The 15,835-nt window shown below is 54.2% G+C and carries 12 protein-coding genes; 7 read left to right on the top strand and 5 right to left on the bottom strand.

Features of this window, described 5'->3' with window-relative positions; all coding sequences use genetic code 11:
• Position 1: 1 nt before the first annotated feature.
• Positions 2-682, bottom strand: coding sequence for a transcriptional repressor LexA (lexA, locus tag ACFIOZ_RS11880; RefSeq protein ID WP_386077825.1), 681 nt, complete (start codon positions 680-682; stop codon positions 2-4).
• A 266-nt stretch (positions 683-948) separates the two neighbouring features.
• Between lexA and ACFIOZ_RS11875 the strand changes: the two genes are divergently transcribed.
• The 4 genes from ACFIOZ_RS11875 to ACFIOZ_RS11860 all read left to right on the top strand — a co-directional run bounded on the left by ACFIOZ_RS11875 (position 949) and on the right by ACFIOZ_RS11860 (position 3,898).
• A complete protein-coding gene (locus tag ACFIOZ_RS11875) occupies positions 949-1,641 on the top strand; it encodes a TetR/AcrR family transcriptional regulator (RefSeq protein WP_386077822.1) in 693 nt (230 codons plus the stop codon).
• Positions 1,619-2,155 (top strand): L,D-transpeptidase family protein, encoded by a 537-nt coding sequence (locus ACFIOZ_RS11870; protein ID WP_386077820.1) that lies wholly within the window; start codon positions 1,619-1,621, stop codon positions 2,153-2,155. The genes ACFIOZ_RS11875 and ACFIOZ_RS11870 overlap by 23 nt, the downstream gene beginning before the upstream one ends.
• A 63-nt stretch (positions 2,156-2,218) precedes the next feature.
• The gene (gene nagZ, locus ACFIOZ_RS11865) at positions 2,219-3,256 is read left to right on the top strand and encodes a beta-N-acetylhexosaminidase (RefSeq protein ID WP_386077817.1); all 1,038 of its coding nucleotides are present in this window, start codon (positions 2,219-2,221) and stop codon (positions 3,254-3,256) included.
• Positions 3,257-3,319: 63 nt separating this feature from the next.
• Positions 3,320-3,898: a hypoxanthine-guanine phosphoribosyltransferase gene (locus ACFIOZ_RS11860; protein ID WP_009286922.1), complete on the top strand. Its 579-nt coding sequence runs from the start codon at positions 3,320-3,322 to the stop codon at positions 3,896-3,898.
• A gap of 43 nt (positions 3,899-3,941) precedes the next feature.
• Here ACFIOZ_RS11860 and ACFIOZ_RS11855 read toward each other — a convergent pair whose 3' ends face one another.
• Positions 3,942-4,775, bottom strand: coding sequence for a pyruvate, water dikinase regulatory protein (locus ACFIOZ_RS11855; protein WP_386077813.1), 834 nt, complete (start codon positions 4,773-4,775; stop codon positions 3,942-3,944).
• Between the two features lie 274 nt (positions 4,776-5,049).
• On the opposite strand from ACFIOZ_RS11855, the gene ppsA reads away from it, so the two are divergent.
• Entirely contained in the window at positions 5,050-7,425 is a 2,376-nt protein-coding gene (ppsA, locus tag ACFIOZ_RS11850) for a phosphoenolpyruvate synthase (protein WP_386084064.1), read from the top strand.
• A gap of 107 nt (positions 7,426-7,532) precedes the next feature.
• Complete coding sequence (ggt, locus tag ACFIOZ_RS11845) at positions 7,533-9,323, top strand: gamma-glutamyltransferase (protein ID WP_386077810.1); 1,791 nt, start codon at positions 7,533-7,535, stop codon at positions 9,321-9,323.
• A gap of 8 nt (positions 9,324-9,331) precedes the next feature.
• On the opposite strand, the gene ACFIOZ_RS11840 is transcribed toward ggt, so the two are convergent.
• From ACFIOZ_RS11840 to acnB, 3 genes are all read right to left on the bottom strand, one after another.
• Positions 9,332-11,275: a glycerophosphodiester phosphodiesterase family protein gene (locus ACFIOZ_RS11840; RefSeq protein WP_386077808.1), complete on the bottom strand. Its 1,944-nt coding sequence runs from the start codon at positions 11,273-11,275 to the stop codon at positions 9,332-9,334.
• A 42-nt stretch (positions 11,276-11,317) separates the two neighbouring features.
• Entirely contained in the window at positions 11,318-11,815 is a 498-nt protein-coding gene (rraA, locus tag ACFIOZ_RS11835; protein ID WP_386077806.1) for a ribonuclease E activity regulator RraA, read from the bottom strand.
• Positions 11,816-12,000: 185 nt separating this feature from the next.
• Complete coding sequence (gene acnB, locus ACFIOZ_RS11830) at positions 12,001-14,604, bottom strand: bifunctional aconitate hydratase 2/2-methylisocitrate dehydratase (protein ID WP_386077803.1); 2,604 nt, start codon at positions 14,602-14,604, stop codon at positions 12,001-12,003.
• A gap of 564 nt (positions 14,605-15,168) precedes the next feature.
• Here acnB and ACFIOZ_RS11825 point away from each other — a divergent pair.
• Positions 15,169-15,834, top strand: coding sequence for a tRNA-(ms[2]io[6]A)-hydroxylase (locus ACFIOZ_RS11825; RefSeq protein WP_386077800.1), 666 nt, complete (start codon positions 15,169-15,171; stop codon positions 15,832-15,834).
• Position 15,835: the final 1 nt, after the last annotated feature.

The following is a 15,835-nucleotide window of genomic DNA, read 5'->3' as shown; positions in this document are numbered from 1 at the left end:
ACTAACCGAGTGCCTGACCGTTGCCGCCACGAATCACGCCGACTCCAACGCCTTCGATATCGAGGGATTGGGAGCGCAGGTCGATTTCAATAGGCGCAAAGTCAGGGTTTTCTGCAAACAGCGTTACTTGGTGCCCTTGGCGTTTGAAGCGTTTGACCGTTACTTCATCTTCCAGGCGAGCCACCACGATCTGGCCATCGCGCACGCGGTCAGTGCGATGAACCGCCAATAAATCACCCTCCAAGATGCCAATATCCTTCATGGAAAGGCCGCGCACGCGCAGCAGGTAGTCGGCTTTGGGTGTGAAGTACTCAGCCGGCAGCGGGCAGTAACGATCAATATGTTCAGCTGCCAAAATGGGACTGCCAGCGGCAACCTCACCGATGACTGGCAGACCAGTGGGCAGCGGTTCAACGCTGGTAGCAGGTAACGCAGTGGCGGCGCTATCGAGGATCTCTTGAGGTTCCTGGTTGGGCAGACGAATGCCACGAGAGGTGTTACGGATAATGCGAATAACGCCTTTGCGTTCCAGCGCACGCAGATGCTCTTCAGCCGCATTGGGAGAGCGGAAGCCCAGTGCTTTGGCAATTTCAGCACGGGTAGGAGGGTAGCCAAATTCGCCCATCGTTTTAACGATAAAATCAAACACATGCTGTTGGCGAGCGGTTAGCGGACGCGACATACCAGACTCCATAAATATGAATAGACAGTAACAAGTTAAATGGCGACTTAATCAATAAGTGGTTAAGTATACAGTATGTTCCTCTGTCCAGTATATGCCTTGTCACTACCTAATGCCGAAGTCCATACAATTTTTCTAATCGTTTGAAACTAAGCTTCTGCTTATTTAACGCGCCACATTTTATCAATAAATCAAGCGTTGAGCCCACCAAGGTTATGGCATAGTATTTTGCTATGTTTTAAACACCTGTTTCCCTGGAGAGCGACATGGCTCAATCTGATACGGTGACCCGTATACTCGATACCGCCGAGGTGCTGTTTGCAGAGCGGGGTTTTGCCGAGACTTCACTGCGCAACATCACCAGCAAAGCGCGTGTCAACCTAGCCGCGGTTAATTACCATTTTGGTTCCAAAAAAGCCCTGATCCAGGCTGTTTTTGCCCGCTATCTGGATCCGTTTAATCAGCGTTTTCATACCGCTCTGGATGAGCTTGAAGGCCAACACGCCGGGCGTGTGATTCCACTTGAAACACTGCTTGAGACGATGGCCACAACCGTTCTTGCGGTACCTGCCGAGCGCAATAGCTTAAAAGTGTTCATGCGCCTGCTCGGCCTAGCCTACAGCCAGGCCCAGGGGCATCTCAGACGATATATACAGCAAGAGTATGGCGATGTGTTCACCCGCTTCACCGAGCTGGTAAGAAAAGCAACGCCAGACCTGCCTGACGCGGAGCGTTTCTGGCGACTACACTTTATGCTCGGCACGGTAATCTTTACCCTGTCTGGCCTCGATGCGCTACGCGATATCGCAGAGAAGGATTATCACGAACAGGTCTCTGTGCGTGATTTGGTCAGGCGGTTGCTCCCGGTAGTGGTGGCTGCCATGAATGCACCGTTACCCACGGCCCTTGAAGCAGCTAAACCTGAAGAAGGAAAACATGCGAACGCCTACGCTAGCTGAGCTACCCCCGACTGAGAATATCTGGCTGGAGATTGATACGAGTCAACAGCAGCTGCGCTGTTGGCGAGGGCCTAAAGTGCTCCATGAGTGTGCCATCTCATCCGGTGCCGCCGGGAACGGGGAGCACAACGGCAGTGGCAAAACGCCCCATGGCTGGCACTATGTGCGCGCTGCCATCGGTGAAGATATGCCCGAAAATGCGGTGTTCCGAGGCCGCCGCTGGACAGGTGAAACCTTTTCAACTGCGCTGGCCGAGGCACACCCCGAGCGTGACTGGATTCTGACCCGTATTCTTTGGCTGTGTGGTTTGGAAAAGGGCGTGAATCGTGGTGGACAGGTGGACTCGCAGCGGCGCTATATTTACCTTCACGGTACGCCCCCCGACGAGCCCATGGGAGTGGCTGCCTCTCATGGCTGTATTCGTTTACGCAATAGTGATTTGCTCTACATTTATTCATTAGCCTTACCAGGTACCGCTGTTTGGCTGCACGGTGGTCGTCAGTCTTTCGATTAGCCAGATTTTGACACCGCTAGACGATCGTCTAGAATCATCGCCCCTTTTAATGGATCAATCACGATGACTCAACCGTTAGGCCCGGTCATGCTTGACCTTGAAGGCCCAAAATTGACGGCTGCAGAGAAACGCTTGCTGCTAGAACCGACGGTCGGGGGAATTATTCTGTTTGCCCGCAATGTCGAGAATGGCTATCAGGTTCGCCAGCTCTGCAGTGATATTCGCCGCGTGCGTGCTGATTTACTGATCGCCGTGGATCAAGAGGGCGGACGCGTTCAGCGCATTAAAGAGGGGTTAACACGTCTGCCCGCCATGGCGCGTATTGGCGAGTGCTATCGCGCTGCCCCGGAGGAGGGGCGGGCATTGGCCAAAGATGCGGGCTGGCTGTTGGGGATGGAGATGGCCGCCTGCGGATTGGATCTGAGCTTCGCCCCTGTATTAGATGTTGAAAGCGGACTATCCAGCGTTATTGGTGATCGTAGTTTTAGTAGCGATCCCCACCACGTTGCCCAGTTGGGCAGCGCGTTTATTCAAGGGCTTCACGATGCCGGTATGGCCGCTGTGGGTAAGCATTTCCCTGGCCATGGCGGCGTTGCGGCGGACTCCCATGTTGCCTTGCCGGTAGATGACCGCCCGTTAGACGTGATTAAACAGCATGATCTTGTTCCCTTCACCCAGTTGGCCTCACAGCTGGATGGCGTCATGCCTGCGCACGTTATTTATAGCGCCTTCGACACGCGCCCCGCGGGATTTTCACCCATCTGGTTGGGCATGCTTCGGGAGTCGCTAGGCTTCAAAGGCTGCGTTTTTTCTGATGACCTGAGCATGGCAGGCGCGCACGAAGCGGGTGACCCTAAGGCGCGTGCCCAGGCAGCGCTGGCCGCCGGTTGCGATATGCTGTTGGTATGTAACGACCGAGCCGCTGCGCTTGATGTTATGGCTGCCTGCCAGGGAGTCAACACCAAGCGCCCCGCCAAACTGCGCTATAGCCGTGCTCGGCCAGACTTGGACGCGCTTAGCGCACTGGGCCGTTGGCGTCGGACTCACGCTCAGTTGGAAGCGCTAGCGGATAATCCTAAGCCCAGCGCGAAAGCAGAGTAAGCCCAGCGCAGAATAAATCCCTAGCTTTAATAAATGAAGTTTTAACCCGCGTGGAGTTGGTAGATGTCAAAGTTGGACAAAGAAGCATTAGAGTCGCTGGACTCAATGCGCGAGTTGATGGATAACGCCGACTGCCTCATTTCTCAGCAAGAGGTAGAGCGGGCACTGGATCGTATGGCGGAAGAAATTACACGGGATTTAGGCGATAAGCTGCCGGTTTTTTACTGTGTAATGAATGGTGGATTGATTACCACCGGGCACCTGCTTACCCGCTTGGGCTTTCCGTTGGAAGTGGATTATCTGCATGCCACTCGCTATCGTAACGAGCTGCGCGGTGGTGAGCTGTTTTGGCGCGTTTCACCCGAAGTGCCCATGGCGGGTCGTCACGTCGTCATTGTTGACGATATCCTGGATGAGGGAGCGACGCTGGCGGCTATTTTGGCATACTGCGAAGAGGCCCAGGCCGCCAGCGTCACCACCGCTGTATTGGTGGATAAACAGCACAATCGCAAAGCCGTGCCCGGTTTGAAAGCTGATTATTGCAGCCTTGAAGTCGCTGACCGCTACGTGTTTGGCTTTGGTATGGATTACAAAGGCTACTGGCGCAACGCGCCGGGAATTTTTGCCCCCAAAGGGATGTAATTCACTGGGGGCTTGCGCAGTTTTTCACTTGTGTAGTTTTGACTTAGCGGGGCGAGAAACGCCTCGCTAAGCCCGTCTCAGCAATCATCCGCGTTGAAATTTCCTCCACCGAGAAGCGTGTCGCATCTATATAGGGAATGTGCATGGTGCGGTAGAGCGATTCAGCCTGCTGCACTTCCTGTAGGCACTGATCCATCGAACTATAGCGACTATTGGGGCGTCGTTCGTTGCGAATTGCCGATAAACGGCGTGCATCAATGGTCAAGCCAAACAGTTTGTTGCGATAGGGCGCGAGTGCCTTAGGTAGTTTGAGCATGCCGTCTTCGTCTAAATCGTCTTCCGTCAGCGGATAGTTGGCCGCCCGAATCCCAAATTGGAGCGCCAGATAGAGCGAGGTGGGAGTTTTGCCGCAGCGCGAGACGCCGACCAGAATGATATCCGCTTTATCGTATTGGTGGGTGCGCGCACCGTCATCATTATCCAGTGCGAAATGCACCGAGTGGATACGATCCATGTAGACATCATCGCTGCCAATCGAGTGAGTGCGCCCAACGCTGTAGGAGGAGTGGGTCTCTAGCTCTTGCTCTAAGGGCTCCAGAAAGGTTGAAAAAATATCAACTTTAAAGCCGGACGCCTTACGAATAACGTCGCGTATTTGCTGATCCACAATGGTGTCGATAATGATCGGGCGGTGACCGTCGCGGTTGGCTGTCGACTCAATAATTGATGCTAACGCCTGCGCTTTTTCCAGCGTATCGATATACGGCTTGGTCTGCATATCGATCTCAACGTCGCTGAACTGGGCCAGTAAGCTACGTCCTAAACTTTCTGCCGTGATGCCGGTGCCATCTGAAATAAAAAAAGCCGTACGTTTCATAACTAAATCCACTGGTGAGTGATCCGGCTATTGTGAGCCGAGCCGTATGCCAGCACAACGTGCCATCACTGGCGGTATCTCTGTGGTGGATACGCCTGACTACATAAACAGCCCAAAAAGCCCTGCTGTTGTAAAAATCCTCCACTCCCTTCGCTATTAGACCAATGGCGAATATATTGGCGCGGTGCTAGGGTGTCCCAATCAATTATCCATGATCCACGGCATTAGTGCCCATACCAGTGGTCATGCCGATATCTATGCGCGAGGGGGTTACGTGGAAGAGTACATTCTTTGGTTCGATCAGCTGGGCATGGCGGACGTCGAACGTGTCGGTGGTAAAAACGCCTCGCTGGGTGAAATGATTTCTAACCTGTCTGGTGCTGGCGTAACGGTTCCTGGCGGTTTTGCCACCACCGCACACGCTTATCGTGAATTTCTCTCCCACGAAGGCTTAAACGAACGCATTAATGCAACCCTGGCCCGCCTTGACGTTGATGACGTTAAAGCGCTGGCCGAGGCGGGCAGCAGCATCCGCCAATGGATCATCGATACGCCGCTACCTCCAAGCTTTGAAGCAGCCCTGCGTGACGCTTACGGCAAATTGCAGCAACAGCATCCACAGCTAAAAGTGGCCGTGCGAAGCTCAGCCACAGCCGAGGATTTACCGGACGCCTCTTTCGCGGGCCAGCAAGAGACCTTCCTGAACATCGAAGGCTTCGATAATATCAAGCGTGCTGTGCACGAAGTGTTTGCTTCACTGTTTAACGATCGTGCGATCTCCTACCGTGTGCACCGCGGTTACGCCCACGAAAATGTCGCCTTGTCGGCAGGCGTGCAGAAAATGGTTCGCTCGGAGACCGGGGCGGCAGGGGTTATGTTTACCCTGGACACCGAGTCCGGCTTTAAAGATGCCGTGTTTGTCACTGGCTCCTGGGGGCTGGGCGAAACCGTAGTACAAGGCGCCGTCAACCCTGACGAGTTCTACGTCCACAAGCCGACCCTGGCGGCTGACCGTCCTGCGGTGTTGCGTCGTAATCTGGGTTCCAAGCTGATTAAGATGGTCTATGGCCAGGACGCCAGCGCCGGTAAATCGGTTGAAACCGTCGATGTGCCCCATAGCGACCGCGTCCGCTTCTGTATCAATGACCAGCAGGTAATGGATCTGGCCCGTCAGGCGATGACCATTGAGCAACACTACCAGCGGCCCATGGATATTGAGTGGGCTTTGGATGGCGATGACGGCCAGCTCTATATCGTTCAAGCACGCCCTGAAACGGTGGTCTCCCAGCAGGAGGGCGGCAAGCTTGAGCGCTTCCAGCTGCGTGAAAAGGGCCGCACGCTCATAACCGGTCGAGCAATAGGTCAACGCATTGGCCGTGGCACCGTCAAAGTGGTGCTTAGCCCTGATGACATGGACAAGATCCATGATGGCGATATCCTGGTCACCGATATGACCGACCCGGATTGGGAGCCGATCATGAAGCGTGCCTCCGCGATCGTCACCAATCGCGGTGGACGAACCTGTCACGCGGCGATTATCGCCCGTGAATTGGGTATCCCTGCTGTGGTTGGGTGTGGTGATGCGACTACCCAATTAAAAGAGGGTATCGATGTCACGGTCTCGTGTGCAGAAGGGGACACCGGCAATGTCTATGAAGGGCTATTGGAGTTTGATTGCAAAGTCTCCAGCGTCGATACTATGCCGGAAATTCCCTTCAAAATCATGATGAATGTCGGGAACCCTGACCGCGCCTTCGGTTTTGCCAGTCTGCCTAACGCAGGTGTGGGGTTGGCGCGCTTGGAATTTATCATTAACCGCATGATCGGTGTCCATCCTAAAGCGCTAATGGAGTACGACACGCTGCCGGTTGACTTGCAGCAGGTGATCGATTTACGTACCGCGGGCTATACCGACCCCGTCAGTTTCTATGTTGATAAGCTGGTTGAGGGTATCTCCACGCTGGCGGCTGCTTTCCATCCTCAGCGCGTCATCGTGCGGCTGTCTGATTTCAAATCCAACGAATACGAAAATCTGATTGGCGGCAAGCTCTATGAGCCGGGCGAAGAGAACCCTATGCTTGGTTTCCGTGGGGCGTCGCGTTACATATCAGAGGCATTTAGGCCTTGCTTTGAACTCGAATGCCGGGCGCTTAAGCGGGTACGTGAAGAGATGGGCTTCGAGAATATCGAAATTATGGTGCCCTTTGTGCGTACTACTGATGAAGCCCGTGAGGTGGTAGAGCTGCTGGCCGCCAATGGCCTTGAGCGTGGCGGCCCCACAGGCTTGAAAGTGATTATGATGTGCGAGCTACCCGCTAATGCGCTGCTGGCTGATGAGTTCCTGGAGTATTTTGACGGTTTCTCAATCGGCTCAAACGACCTAACCCAGCTAACGTTAGGTTTGGATCGTGATTCGGGCATCGTCGCGCATCTGTTTGACGAGCGTAACGGGGCGGTTAAAAAGTTGCTTGCGATGGCCATTCAAGCCTGTAAAGCAAAGGGAAAATATGTGGGCATCTGCGGGCAGGGGCCATCAGATCACCCAGATTTGGCTAAATGGTTGATGGAGCAGGGTATCGATTCTGTATCACTCAACCCTGATGCGGTACTGGAAACCTGGTTTATGCTCGCAGGGCAAAAAATTGAGTAGCTATATTTATTTCAACTAATTTACGCCCGGCCATTGTGCCGGGCGTCGTTGTTTTTATAGGCTACTCTTTTGGAGTGGTTTTTTAATTTGTCGCGGAGAGCGCTGAGATGTCACCAAAATCGGTTAAGTGTGCACTACCTATCCTGCTGGTAGCGCCGTTTTACAGCTGGGGGTTTAGCTATGAGACACCCTCTATTTCTCCTGAAAGTGAGTCTGGCTACGAAGAGAAGCCGGGCTGGGAAGCTGAGTCGTTTGCGGTAGCTGCAGCTAACCCGCTCGCCACCGATGCCGGTTACCAAGTCCTTAAAGCTGGTGGTAATGCCATTGATGCGGCCATTGCGGTGCAGATGGTGCTGAATTTGGTGGAGCCGCAATCCAGCGGTATTGGCGGCGGCGCTTTTTTGATGCTCTATGACGGGGACGAAGTGCGTGCATATGATGGACGTGAAACGGCCCCCCAGGGCGTTAACGGCGAGCTGTTTTTGCAGGAAGGCGAGCCGATGGCGTTCAACGACGCGGTGGTTAGCGGTCTTTCGGTAGGCGTGCCGGGCACGCTGCGTATGCTTGAGAAGGCGCACGCTGAGCATGGTGAACTGGAGTGGGCGGAACTGTTTAAACCGGCGATTACCTTAGCGGAAGAGGGATTTTCCGTTAGCAATCGGTTGCATACCAGCTTGGCCAACGATGAGTTCCTGCGCCAGGATCCAGTCGCGAGCCAGTTTTATTATGATGCCGATGGTGAGCCGATTGCCGTAGGCGAAACGCTCAAAAACCCGGCCTTGGCAGCCGTCCTTCGCCGCGTCGCTGAACAAGGCAGCGCCGCCTTCCACGAGGGCGCAGTGGCACAAGATATCGTCGAGCGCGTTCAGAGCCACCCTGAGCGTCCAGGCGGTTTGACGCTTGAGGATATGAGCGGCTATGAAGCGCTTAATCGCGAACCGCTTTGTACGCCCTGGCAGCAGTGGGAGGTGTGCGGTTTCCCGCCCCCCTCATCGGGCCACCTTACCGTAATGCAGATTTTAGGCATGCTTGATCAGCAGCCGCTGCTTGAAGCCCCGTTAGATAATGGCGCTTCAAGCAGCGGGTGGCTGCACCAGTTTTTAGAAGCCTCACGCTTGGCATTTGCGGATCGTGGTCGTTACATTGCCGATCCTGACTTTGTCGAAGCGCCAGGGGGTGACTGGTCACTGATGCTGAATCCCGACTATCTCGAACAGCGCAGTGCGCTTATCGAAGAGATGAGCATGGGCGATAGCGCTGAGCCGGGTAACCCAGGAGAGCTAGCCGTTAGCTGGGCTAGCCAGCCCGATCAGCCCGAGTATGGTACTAGCCATATCAGCATTGTCGATGAAGAGGGCAGCGCGGTCGCCATGACGACTACCATCGAGCAGGCGTTTGGGTCGCGGATTATGTCTGATGGTGGCACGGGGCTAGCAGGTGGTTTCCTGCTCAATAATGAGCTGACCGACTTCTCCTTTGTTCCTGAAATAGATGGAGAGCCCGTCGCTAACCGGGTTGAGCCCGGTAAGCGCCCACGCTCCAGTATGAGCCCGACCCTGGTATTTGATCAGGACACGGGTGAATTGGTTGCAAGTCTGGGATCTCCTGGCGGTGCCGCCATAATTCACTACACCGCTCGTACGCTAGTGGCGCTGCGCGACTGGGGGCTGAGTGCTCAAGAAGCCCTTAACCTGCCACATGCTCTTACTCTGGGCGGGGATGTCTATGTGGAAGAGGGCCGTTTTCCTGAAGCGACCATCGAATCACTGCGCGAGCGTGGCCACACGGTAAGTGAACGTGAGCTAACCAGCGGGCTCCAGGCCATTAGGCGCCTAAACGATGGCTCTCTCTTTGGTGGCGCTGACCCACGTCGTGAAGGTGTCGTCATGGGGGATTAAGTCAGCGCCTATTGGCGAAGCCAGTTGCGTAGCTTTACCAACATTATCGCCCCGTCGCTTAAATCATGCCGGTCTTGAATAAGTTCGGTTAAACGATCTGGGTAGTCGGTGATAATCGCATCGACACCCAGATCAATCAGCGTCGACATTCGGGCTCGATCATTCACGGTCCAGGCGTGTATTTCGTAGCCATATAGTCGCGCTAATTGAATTTCACCTTCGGTGATGCGGTTATGTCGCAGTCCGAGCGCATCAAAATCGCGCCGATTGAGTGTGCCGGGCAGTATAAGCTGGGCCAATAAGGTAACGCGCAGTTCAGGTGCTTGGGCTTTGATATGCTTAAGTAATGAGGGCGACATGGTAGCCATGCGCATATCCATTAGCGCATTGGGAAAGCCGCATGCTGTATAGCCGTCAAACGCGCTTTGTTGGGTTGCCCAGCATCGATAGCGTAGATCGCTTTCAATATTGAGTGCCTCGATAACGGCATCGGCTAACGCCTGTTCTTGTCCGGGTAGAGGTTTGATATCGATCATTAACCCTGCTTTTCCGCGCACGCTATCGAGTGCTTCGTCCAGGCCGGGAATGGGCTCATTTCGAAAGGCATCGCCAAACCAACTGCCAACATCGTACTGCTTTAACTCTTCTCTGGTGAGCTCACCAAACTCCCGGTTATCGCCTGTTAGCCGCGCTAAGCTGCGGTCGTGGTAGAGCATCACCTGCCGGTCACTGCTCAATCGCACGTCAATTTCGATATAGTCAGCACCATCAAGCAGCGACTGTTCTAACGCGGAAAGAGTGTTTTCTGGCGCAACCATTGAGCTGCCACGGTGAGCAATCACTGCCACATTGTCACGTATCTCAAAGCTGTTGAGTATCCACCATGCTTGAAGGCCAGCAAAAATGAGCACACTTAGTTCGACTGCCCAGGCCAGTTTGCCTGCGTTAATGCCCTCTGGCGGAGGTGCTGGACGAGCTTCTCGGTGTGCCAATTGCATATATAGACAAGCGGAAAGCAGCGCATTGGCGGCGATACCGATAAATGTAATGGCTAGGGTGACCAACACGTAGCCAATTAAGTATCCCAGCATCGCCGGTATAAGCACGGCATTATGCTCAGGTAGCCACCAGAGTAGCGGCGTAAACAGCCGATCAAACAACAGAGTAGCGAGCAGCGGTAGGCTGACGATCAGCACCAATAGCAGAAGTACTGCAGCGCCTATGGAGCGCCGCCAGCCACGGGTCAAGCTGACGCTGCGTTTGAGTGCCTGCCAGGGGGTACACTTTTCCAGAGCAACAAAGGGCAGCGCCAACAGCCAGCGCAGGTAGAGCCACGACGCTGCCCATACCCAGGCGATGATCAGCGGTAGCGCGCAAGCAATGAAATACCACAGGGCGGGTGGGCGCACACGCTGTAGGTAATAAGGGTCTATACCACTCAGCCAGACGTCGTACAGACATGCCAGGCCGGCCATAAAGGGGGCAAGCAGTAACAAGTGTGTGCCTACCTGGAGAATGACAAGACCGGCTAATGCGGGTAGCCTGCGGGTGCTCAGCCAGAGTGCTTCAAGGGCCAATCGATAGTGGTTGTCGCGTGGTCTGACGGCTACCTGGAGCATGCCTGCCTGCTGCCAGTAAATAATCAGAAAAGCGAAGCCAAGCCCCACGAGCATGCCTACCAAACCCAGCGGGCTAAAGAGCAGTGCAATTAATTCATCGTTGGTGACGACGGTACGGTTGAGTTGGGCCAGTAGCCAGCGCGTCACCCAGGTGATCGCGGGCAGCAGCAAGGCTGAAGCAAGCAGGGTAAAAAACAGGTGATAGGCGATCAGTGGGCGAAGATGATCGCGCAACGTGCGCAATAAGGCAGAGCCAAGATAGGTCAAAGGCTGCATCGTCATTAAGCGGTAAGAATGAACCACCAGGGTGGCAGTAACCGCCACACCTGGCAAGGGGCTCTTTTAAGGCCAGCTTTATCAATACAGAGCCGGTTATTAAGAAAGCGGTAGCTCCTGTTGAGCAATAATAATGCCGTTGTTATCGGCATATAGCCACTGTCCTGGCTGCATAGTAACGCCGGCAAAAGTGACAGAAATATCGCGCTGTCCTTCACCACGTTTTTCGCTTTTACGCGGATGGCTGCCCAACGCCTGAACGCCAATCGGCAGAGCGGCGAGTATATCCACATCTCGCACACAGCCGTACATGACAACGCCCGCCCAGCCGTTGGCAACGGCCTGCTCGGCGAGCATATCACCCAGCATGGCGCAGCGGTGTGAACCACCTGCATCCACTACCAGCACCGCGCCGTTACCTGGCTCGGTGACAGCTTGCTTCACCATGGAGTTATCTTCGAAGCACTTAATCGTACGAATAGGGCCGTAAAAGGCTTCAAGACCGCCAAAATTGGCAAAAAGAGGATCCAGCACTTCCACCTCTGGGTGCGCATCGCAGAGATCGGGCGTCACTATTTCAATTGCGTTTGTCATCATATGCTCCGTTTATGAAAGGTGGGTATAAGCATAGGCAGTTAACTGGGCCGTGCAAAAAAACGCCCCGCCCTGTAGAACAGTGGCGGAGCGTTCGGTCATCGACTCAGAAGATGCAACTGGCTACATCATCTGCGATGGTGCGAGCATCGGCGATGGGGCGGTCTCTCTCAAGTGCTTAACCTGGGTTAGGCTTCCTGAGCGACCGGAATCACGTTTGAGGCTATCTTTTGATACTCCTCAATCTCGTGAAAGTTCATGTAACGATATATCTCGCCCGCCATAGCGTCAAACTCACCCATATAGCGTTGATACTCTTCAACGCTGGGTAGGCGTCCTTCTACTGCGGCGACGGCGGCCAGTTCCGCAGAGGCGAGGTACACGTTGGCACCATCACCTAAACGGTTCGGGAAGTTACGTGTAGACGTAGACACCACGGTGCTCTTAGCCGCAACGCGGGCCTGGTTACCCATACACAGTGAACAACCCGGCATTTCCATGCGGGCACCGGCACGGCCGTAAATGCCGTAGTAGCCCTCTTCGGTCAGCTGATGCTGATCCATTTTCGTCGGTGGTGCCAGCCACAGCCGGGTTTTTAAGCTACCGGCAGGCTGCTTCTCAAGCAGTTTGCCTGCAGCCCGGAAGTGGCCGATGTTGGTCATGCAAGAACCGATAAAGACTTCGTCGATTTTCTGGCCAGCGACGTCAGACAGCAGGCGTGCATCGTCTGGGTCATTCGGCGCACAGAGCACCGGCTCTTTAATTTCAGCCAGATCAATTTCGATAACTTCGGTGTACTCGGCGTCCTGATCGGCGCGCATCAGGCTGGGGTTGGCCAGCCACGCCTCCATGCCTTCAATGCGACGGCTGATGGTGCGTTCATCACCATAACCGTTGCCCATCATCCACTTCAATAGGGTGATGTTGGACTTCAAGTACTCGGTGACGCTCTCTTCAGACAGCGTAATGGTACAGCCCGCAGCGGAGCGCTCGGCAGAGGCGTCAGAGAGCTCGAAGGCTTGCTCAACGGTTAGGTCTTCCAGACCTTCAATTTCCAACACGCGCCCGGAGAAGGCGTTTTTCTTGTTGGATTTATCCACTGTCAGCAAGCCTTGCTTGATGGCGTAAAGTGGAATGGCGTGAACCAGGTCTCGCAGCGTAACGCCTGGCTGGCGTTTGCCTTTAAAGCGCACCAGTACCGACTCTGGCATATCCAGCGGCATAACGCCTGTGGCAGCAGCAAACGCTACTAACCCTGAGCCTGCCGGGAACGAGATGCCGAGCGGGAAACGGGTGTGTGAGTCACCGCCGGTGCCCACGGTATCCGGCAGCAGCATGCGATTGAGCCAGCTGTGGATGATGCCGTCACCAGGGCGTAGCGACACGCCGCCACGGTTCATAATGAAGTCGGGCAGTGTGTGGTGAGTATCCACATCGACGGGCTTTGGATAAGCCGCGGTGTGGCAGAACGACTGCATTACCAGGTCGGCCTGGAAGCCCAGGCAGGCAAGGTCTTTCAGCTCATCACGGGTCATCGGGCCAGTGGTGTCCTGTGAGCCAACGGTGGTCATTTTGGGCTCGCAGTACATTCCGGGGCGAACACCTTCAAGACCACACGCTTTACCGACCATTTTTTGCGCTAAGGTGAAGCCTTTGCCGGTATCTTTAGGCTGCTCGGAAAGGCGGAAAACGTCAGAAGCGGGTAGACCCAGCGACTCGCGCGCCTTGCCAGTTAAACCGCGGCCAATGATCAGGGGAATACGGCCGCCAGCGCGTACTTCATCCAGAATCAGCTGCGTTTTAAGCTCAAAAGTGGTGATAACGTCATCGCTATCGTGTTTGCACACTTTGCCTGCATAGGGGTAAACATCGATGACATCACCCATGTTCAGATTGGTGACGTCCATTTCAACCGGCAGGGCGCCTGAGTCTTCCATAGTGTTAAAGAAGATAGGTGCAATTTTGCTACCAAAGCAGAAACCGCCAGCGCGCTTGTTGGGGGCGTAGGGGATATCGTCGCCGAAGAACCAGAGTACCGAGTTGGTGGCTGACTTGCGCGATGAGCCGGTGCCGACAACGTCGCCTACATAGACGACGGGGAAGCCTTTGGCTTTAACGTCTTCAATCTGTTTGAGCGGGCCAGTGGTGCCTGGAACCACTGGCTCAATGCCGTCACGTTCGTTTTTGAGCATGGCATTGGCATGGAGTGGAATGTCCGGGCGTGACCAGGCATCCGGCGCAGGAGAGAGGTCATCGGTATTGGTTTCGCCAGGGACTTTAAACACACTCAGAGTGATTTTTTCAGCCAGCGCGGGTTTTGATAGAAACCACTCGGCGTCGGCCCAGGACTGAAGAACCTCTTTAGCAACGCTGTTGCCGTTCTTGGCACGGCTTTCCACATCGTGGAAGGCGTCGAACATCAGCAGGGTGTGCTTGAGCTGCTCGCCTGCTTCACGGGCAAGCTCCTCGTTATCAAGTAGCTCCACCAGTGAAACGATGTTGTAGCCACCCTGCATGGTGCCCAGCAGCTTAACGGCGTGAATCTTGTCAATCAGCGGAGAGCTCGCTTCACCTTTAGCAATGGCGGTGAGAAAGCCTGCTTTTACATAAGCGGCTTCGTCAACGCCTGGCGGAACGCGGTTGGTGATTAAATCGAGGATAAACTCTTCTTCACCGGCCGGTGGCGTTTTTAGTAGTTCAACCAGTGACGCTACTTGTTCGGCGGTTAGGGGTTTGGGCGGGACGCCCTCGGCGGCACGTTCCTCGACATGTTGGCGGTAAGCTTCAAGCACGTTGGGGCCCTCTCATTCACGTTTCATTTACTTTATGGTGACGACCTGCACGTTGCACGGTGTTGGCCGGGCAGTTTTTGTAAAGTGGGGCCGATCACATATGACATACGCTTGACAAACAGCGTGTGGTTGGATGGTTGGGATTCTACGGCAAACTGTCGACAATGTTAAGCTGGCAAGCGGCGACGGCTCTTGTACTTTATGTTGATGCCAAGGTTTAAACGGATCAAAAAAGCGTTATTACTAGCCAATAGGCTCAAAATGAGGAGGGTTGTTGCTCATTTCGTAGTAATCCTCATGTTATGCGGATGTGATTGTCGTTACAGCGCGTTACCATACTCATCACTTTAGAACCTTGGGGTCGTTTTACTGCTGTGGAGCTTCTGTAAGGGCGTGGGCTAAAAGTGTGTGGAGCATTTTTAAACGCGCAGCTACATTAGTAATAGTCGATTCAGGTTATAAAGAGTGCAAAGCAACAGGGAACTATAAGCGCCTTATGGGCTTATATGTTGTACAATAGTGAGATATAAGCTTGGTAAGGGTGTTATGTTGATACAACCTAGTATGTCACAGCCTTCTATACAAAAGAGTGCCTTGCAAACGGACGACCACTCGGTGAAAGCGGATGATTTACTGCCAGAGAGTTTGCACCAGTTTTTGGCCTGCGCGACGCCTGATGCATGGTTGCAGTGGGCGCTTGAAAATCCAGAAACGCTGCTAATCGACCATGCGCAGTGTGAAAAAAAAGCTGCTTCGACTGCAATGAGCTTGCTCTACCGCTACGTAGATCAGCCGCTTCTGCTGAGCAAAATGTCGCAATTGGCTCGCGAAGAGCTGCTGCATTTCGAGCAGGTGGTTGGCCTTATGGAGGCGCGTGGTGTGGCTTACCAACACTTAACTGCTTCGCGCTACGCGGAAGGCCTTAGGCGGCACGTGCGCAGCAACGACCCCGAGCGGCTCATTGATGTGCTCATTATCGGCGCACTCATCGAAGCGCGTAGCTGTGAACGGTTCGCTTGCTTAATTCCTTATTTAGACGAAGAGCTTGCCAAGTTTTATCGTACCCTGGTGAAGTCAGAAGGCCGTCATTTTGAGGACTATCTGTTACTGGCTCGCCAACAGACATCGGACTCAATTGCTGAGCGGATCGCTTTTTTTGTAGCGCGTGAAGCGGAGCTGATTACTTCGACCGATACGGCTTTTCGTTTTCATAGCGGTGTGCCCGCTTAGT

Origin of the sequence: Vreelandella sp. F11 (genome assembly GCF_042466685.1) — a bacterium.
Lineage (GTDB): Bacteria > Pseudomonadota > Gammaproteobacteria > Pseudomonadales > Halomonadaceae > Vreelandella.
Note: the sequence above shows the minus strand (reverse complement) of the source record. Positions and strands in the feature narration are given on the sequence as shown.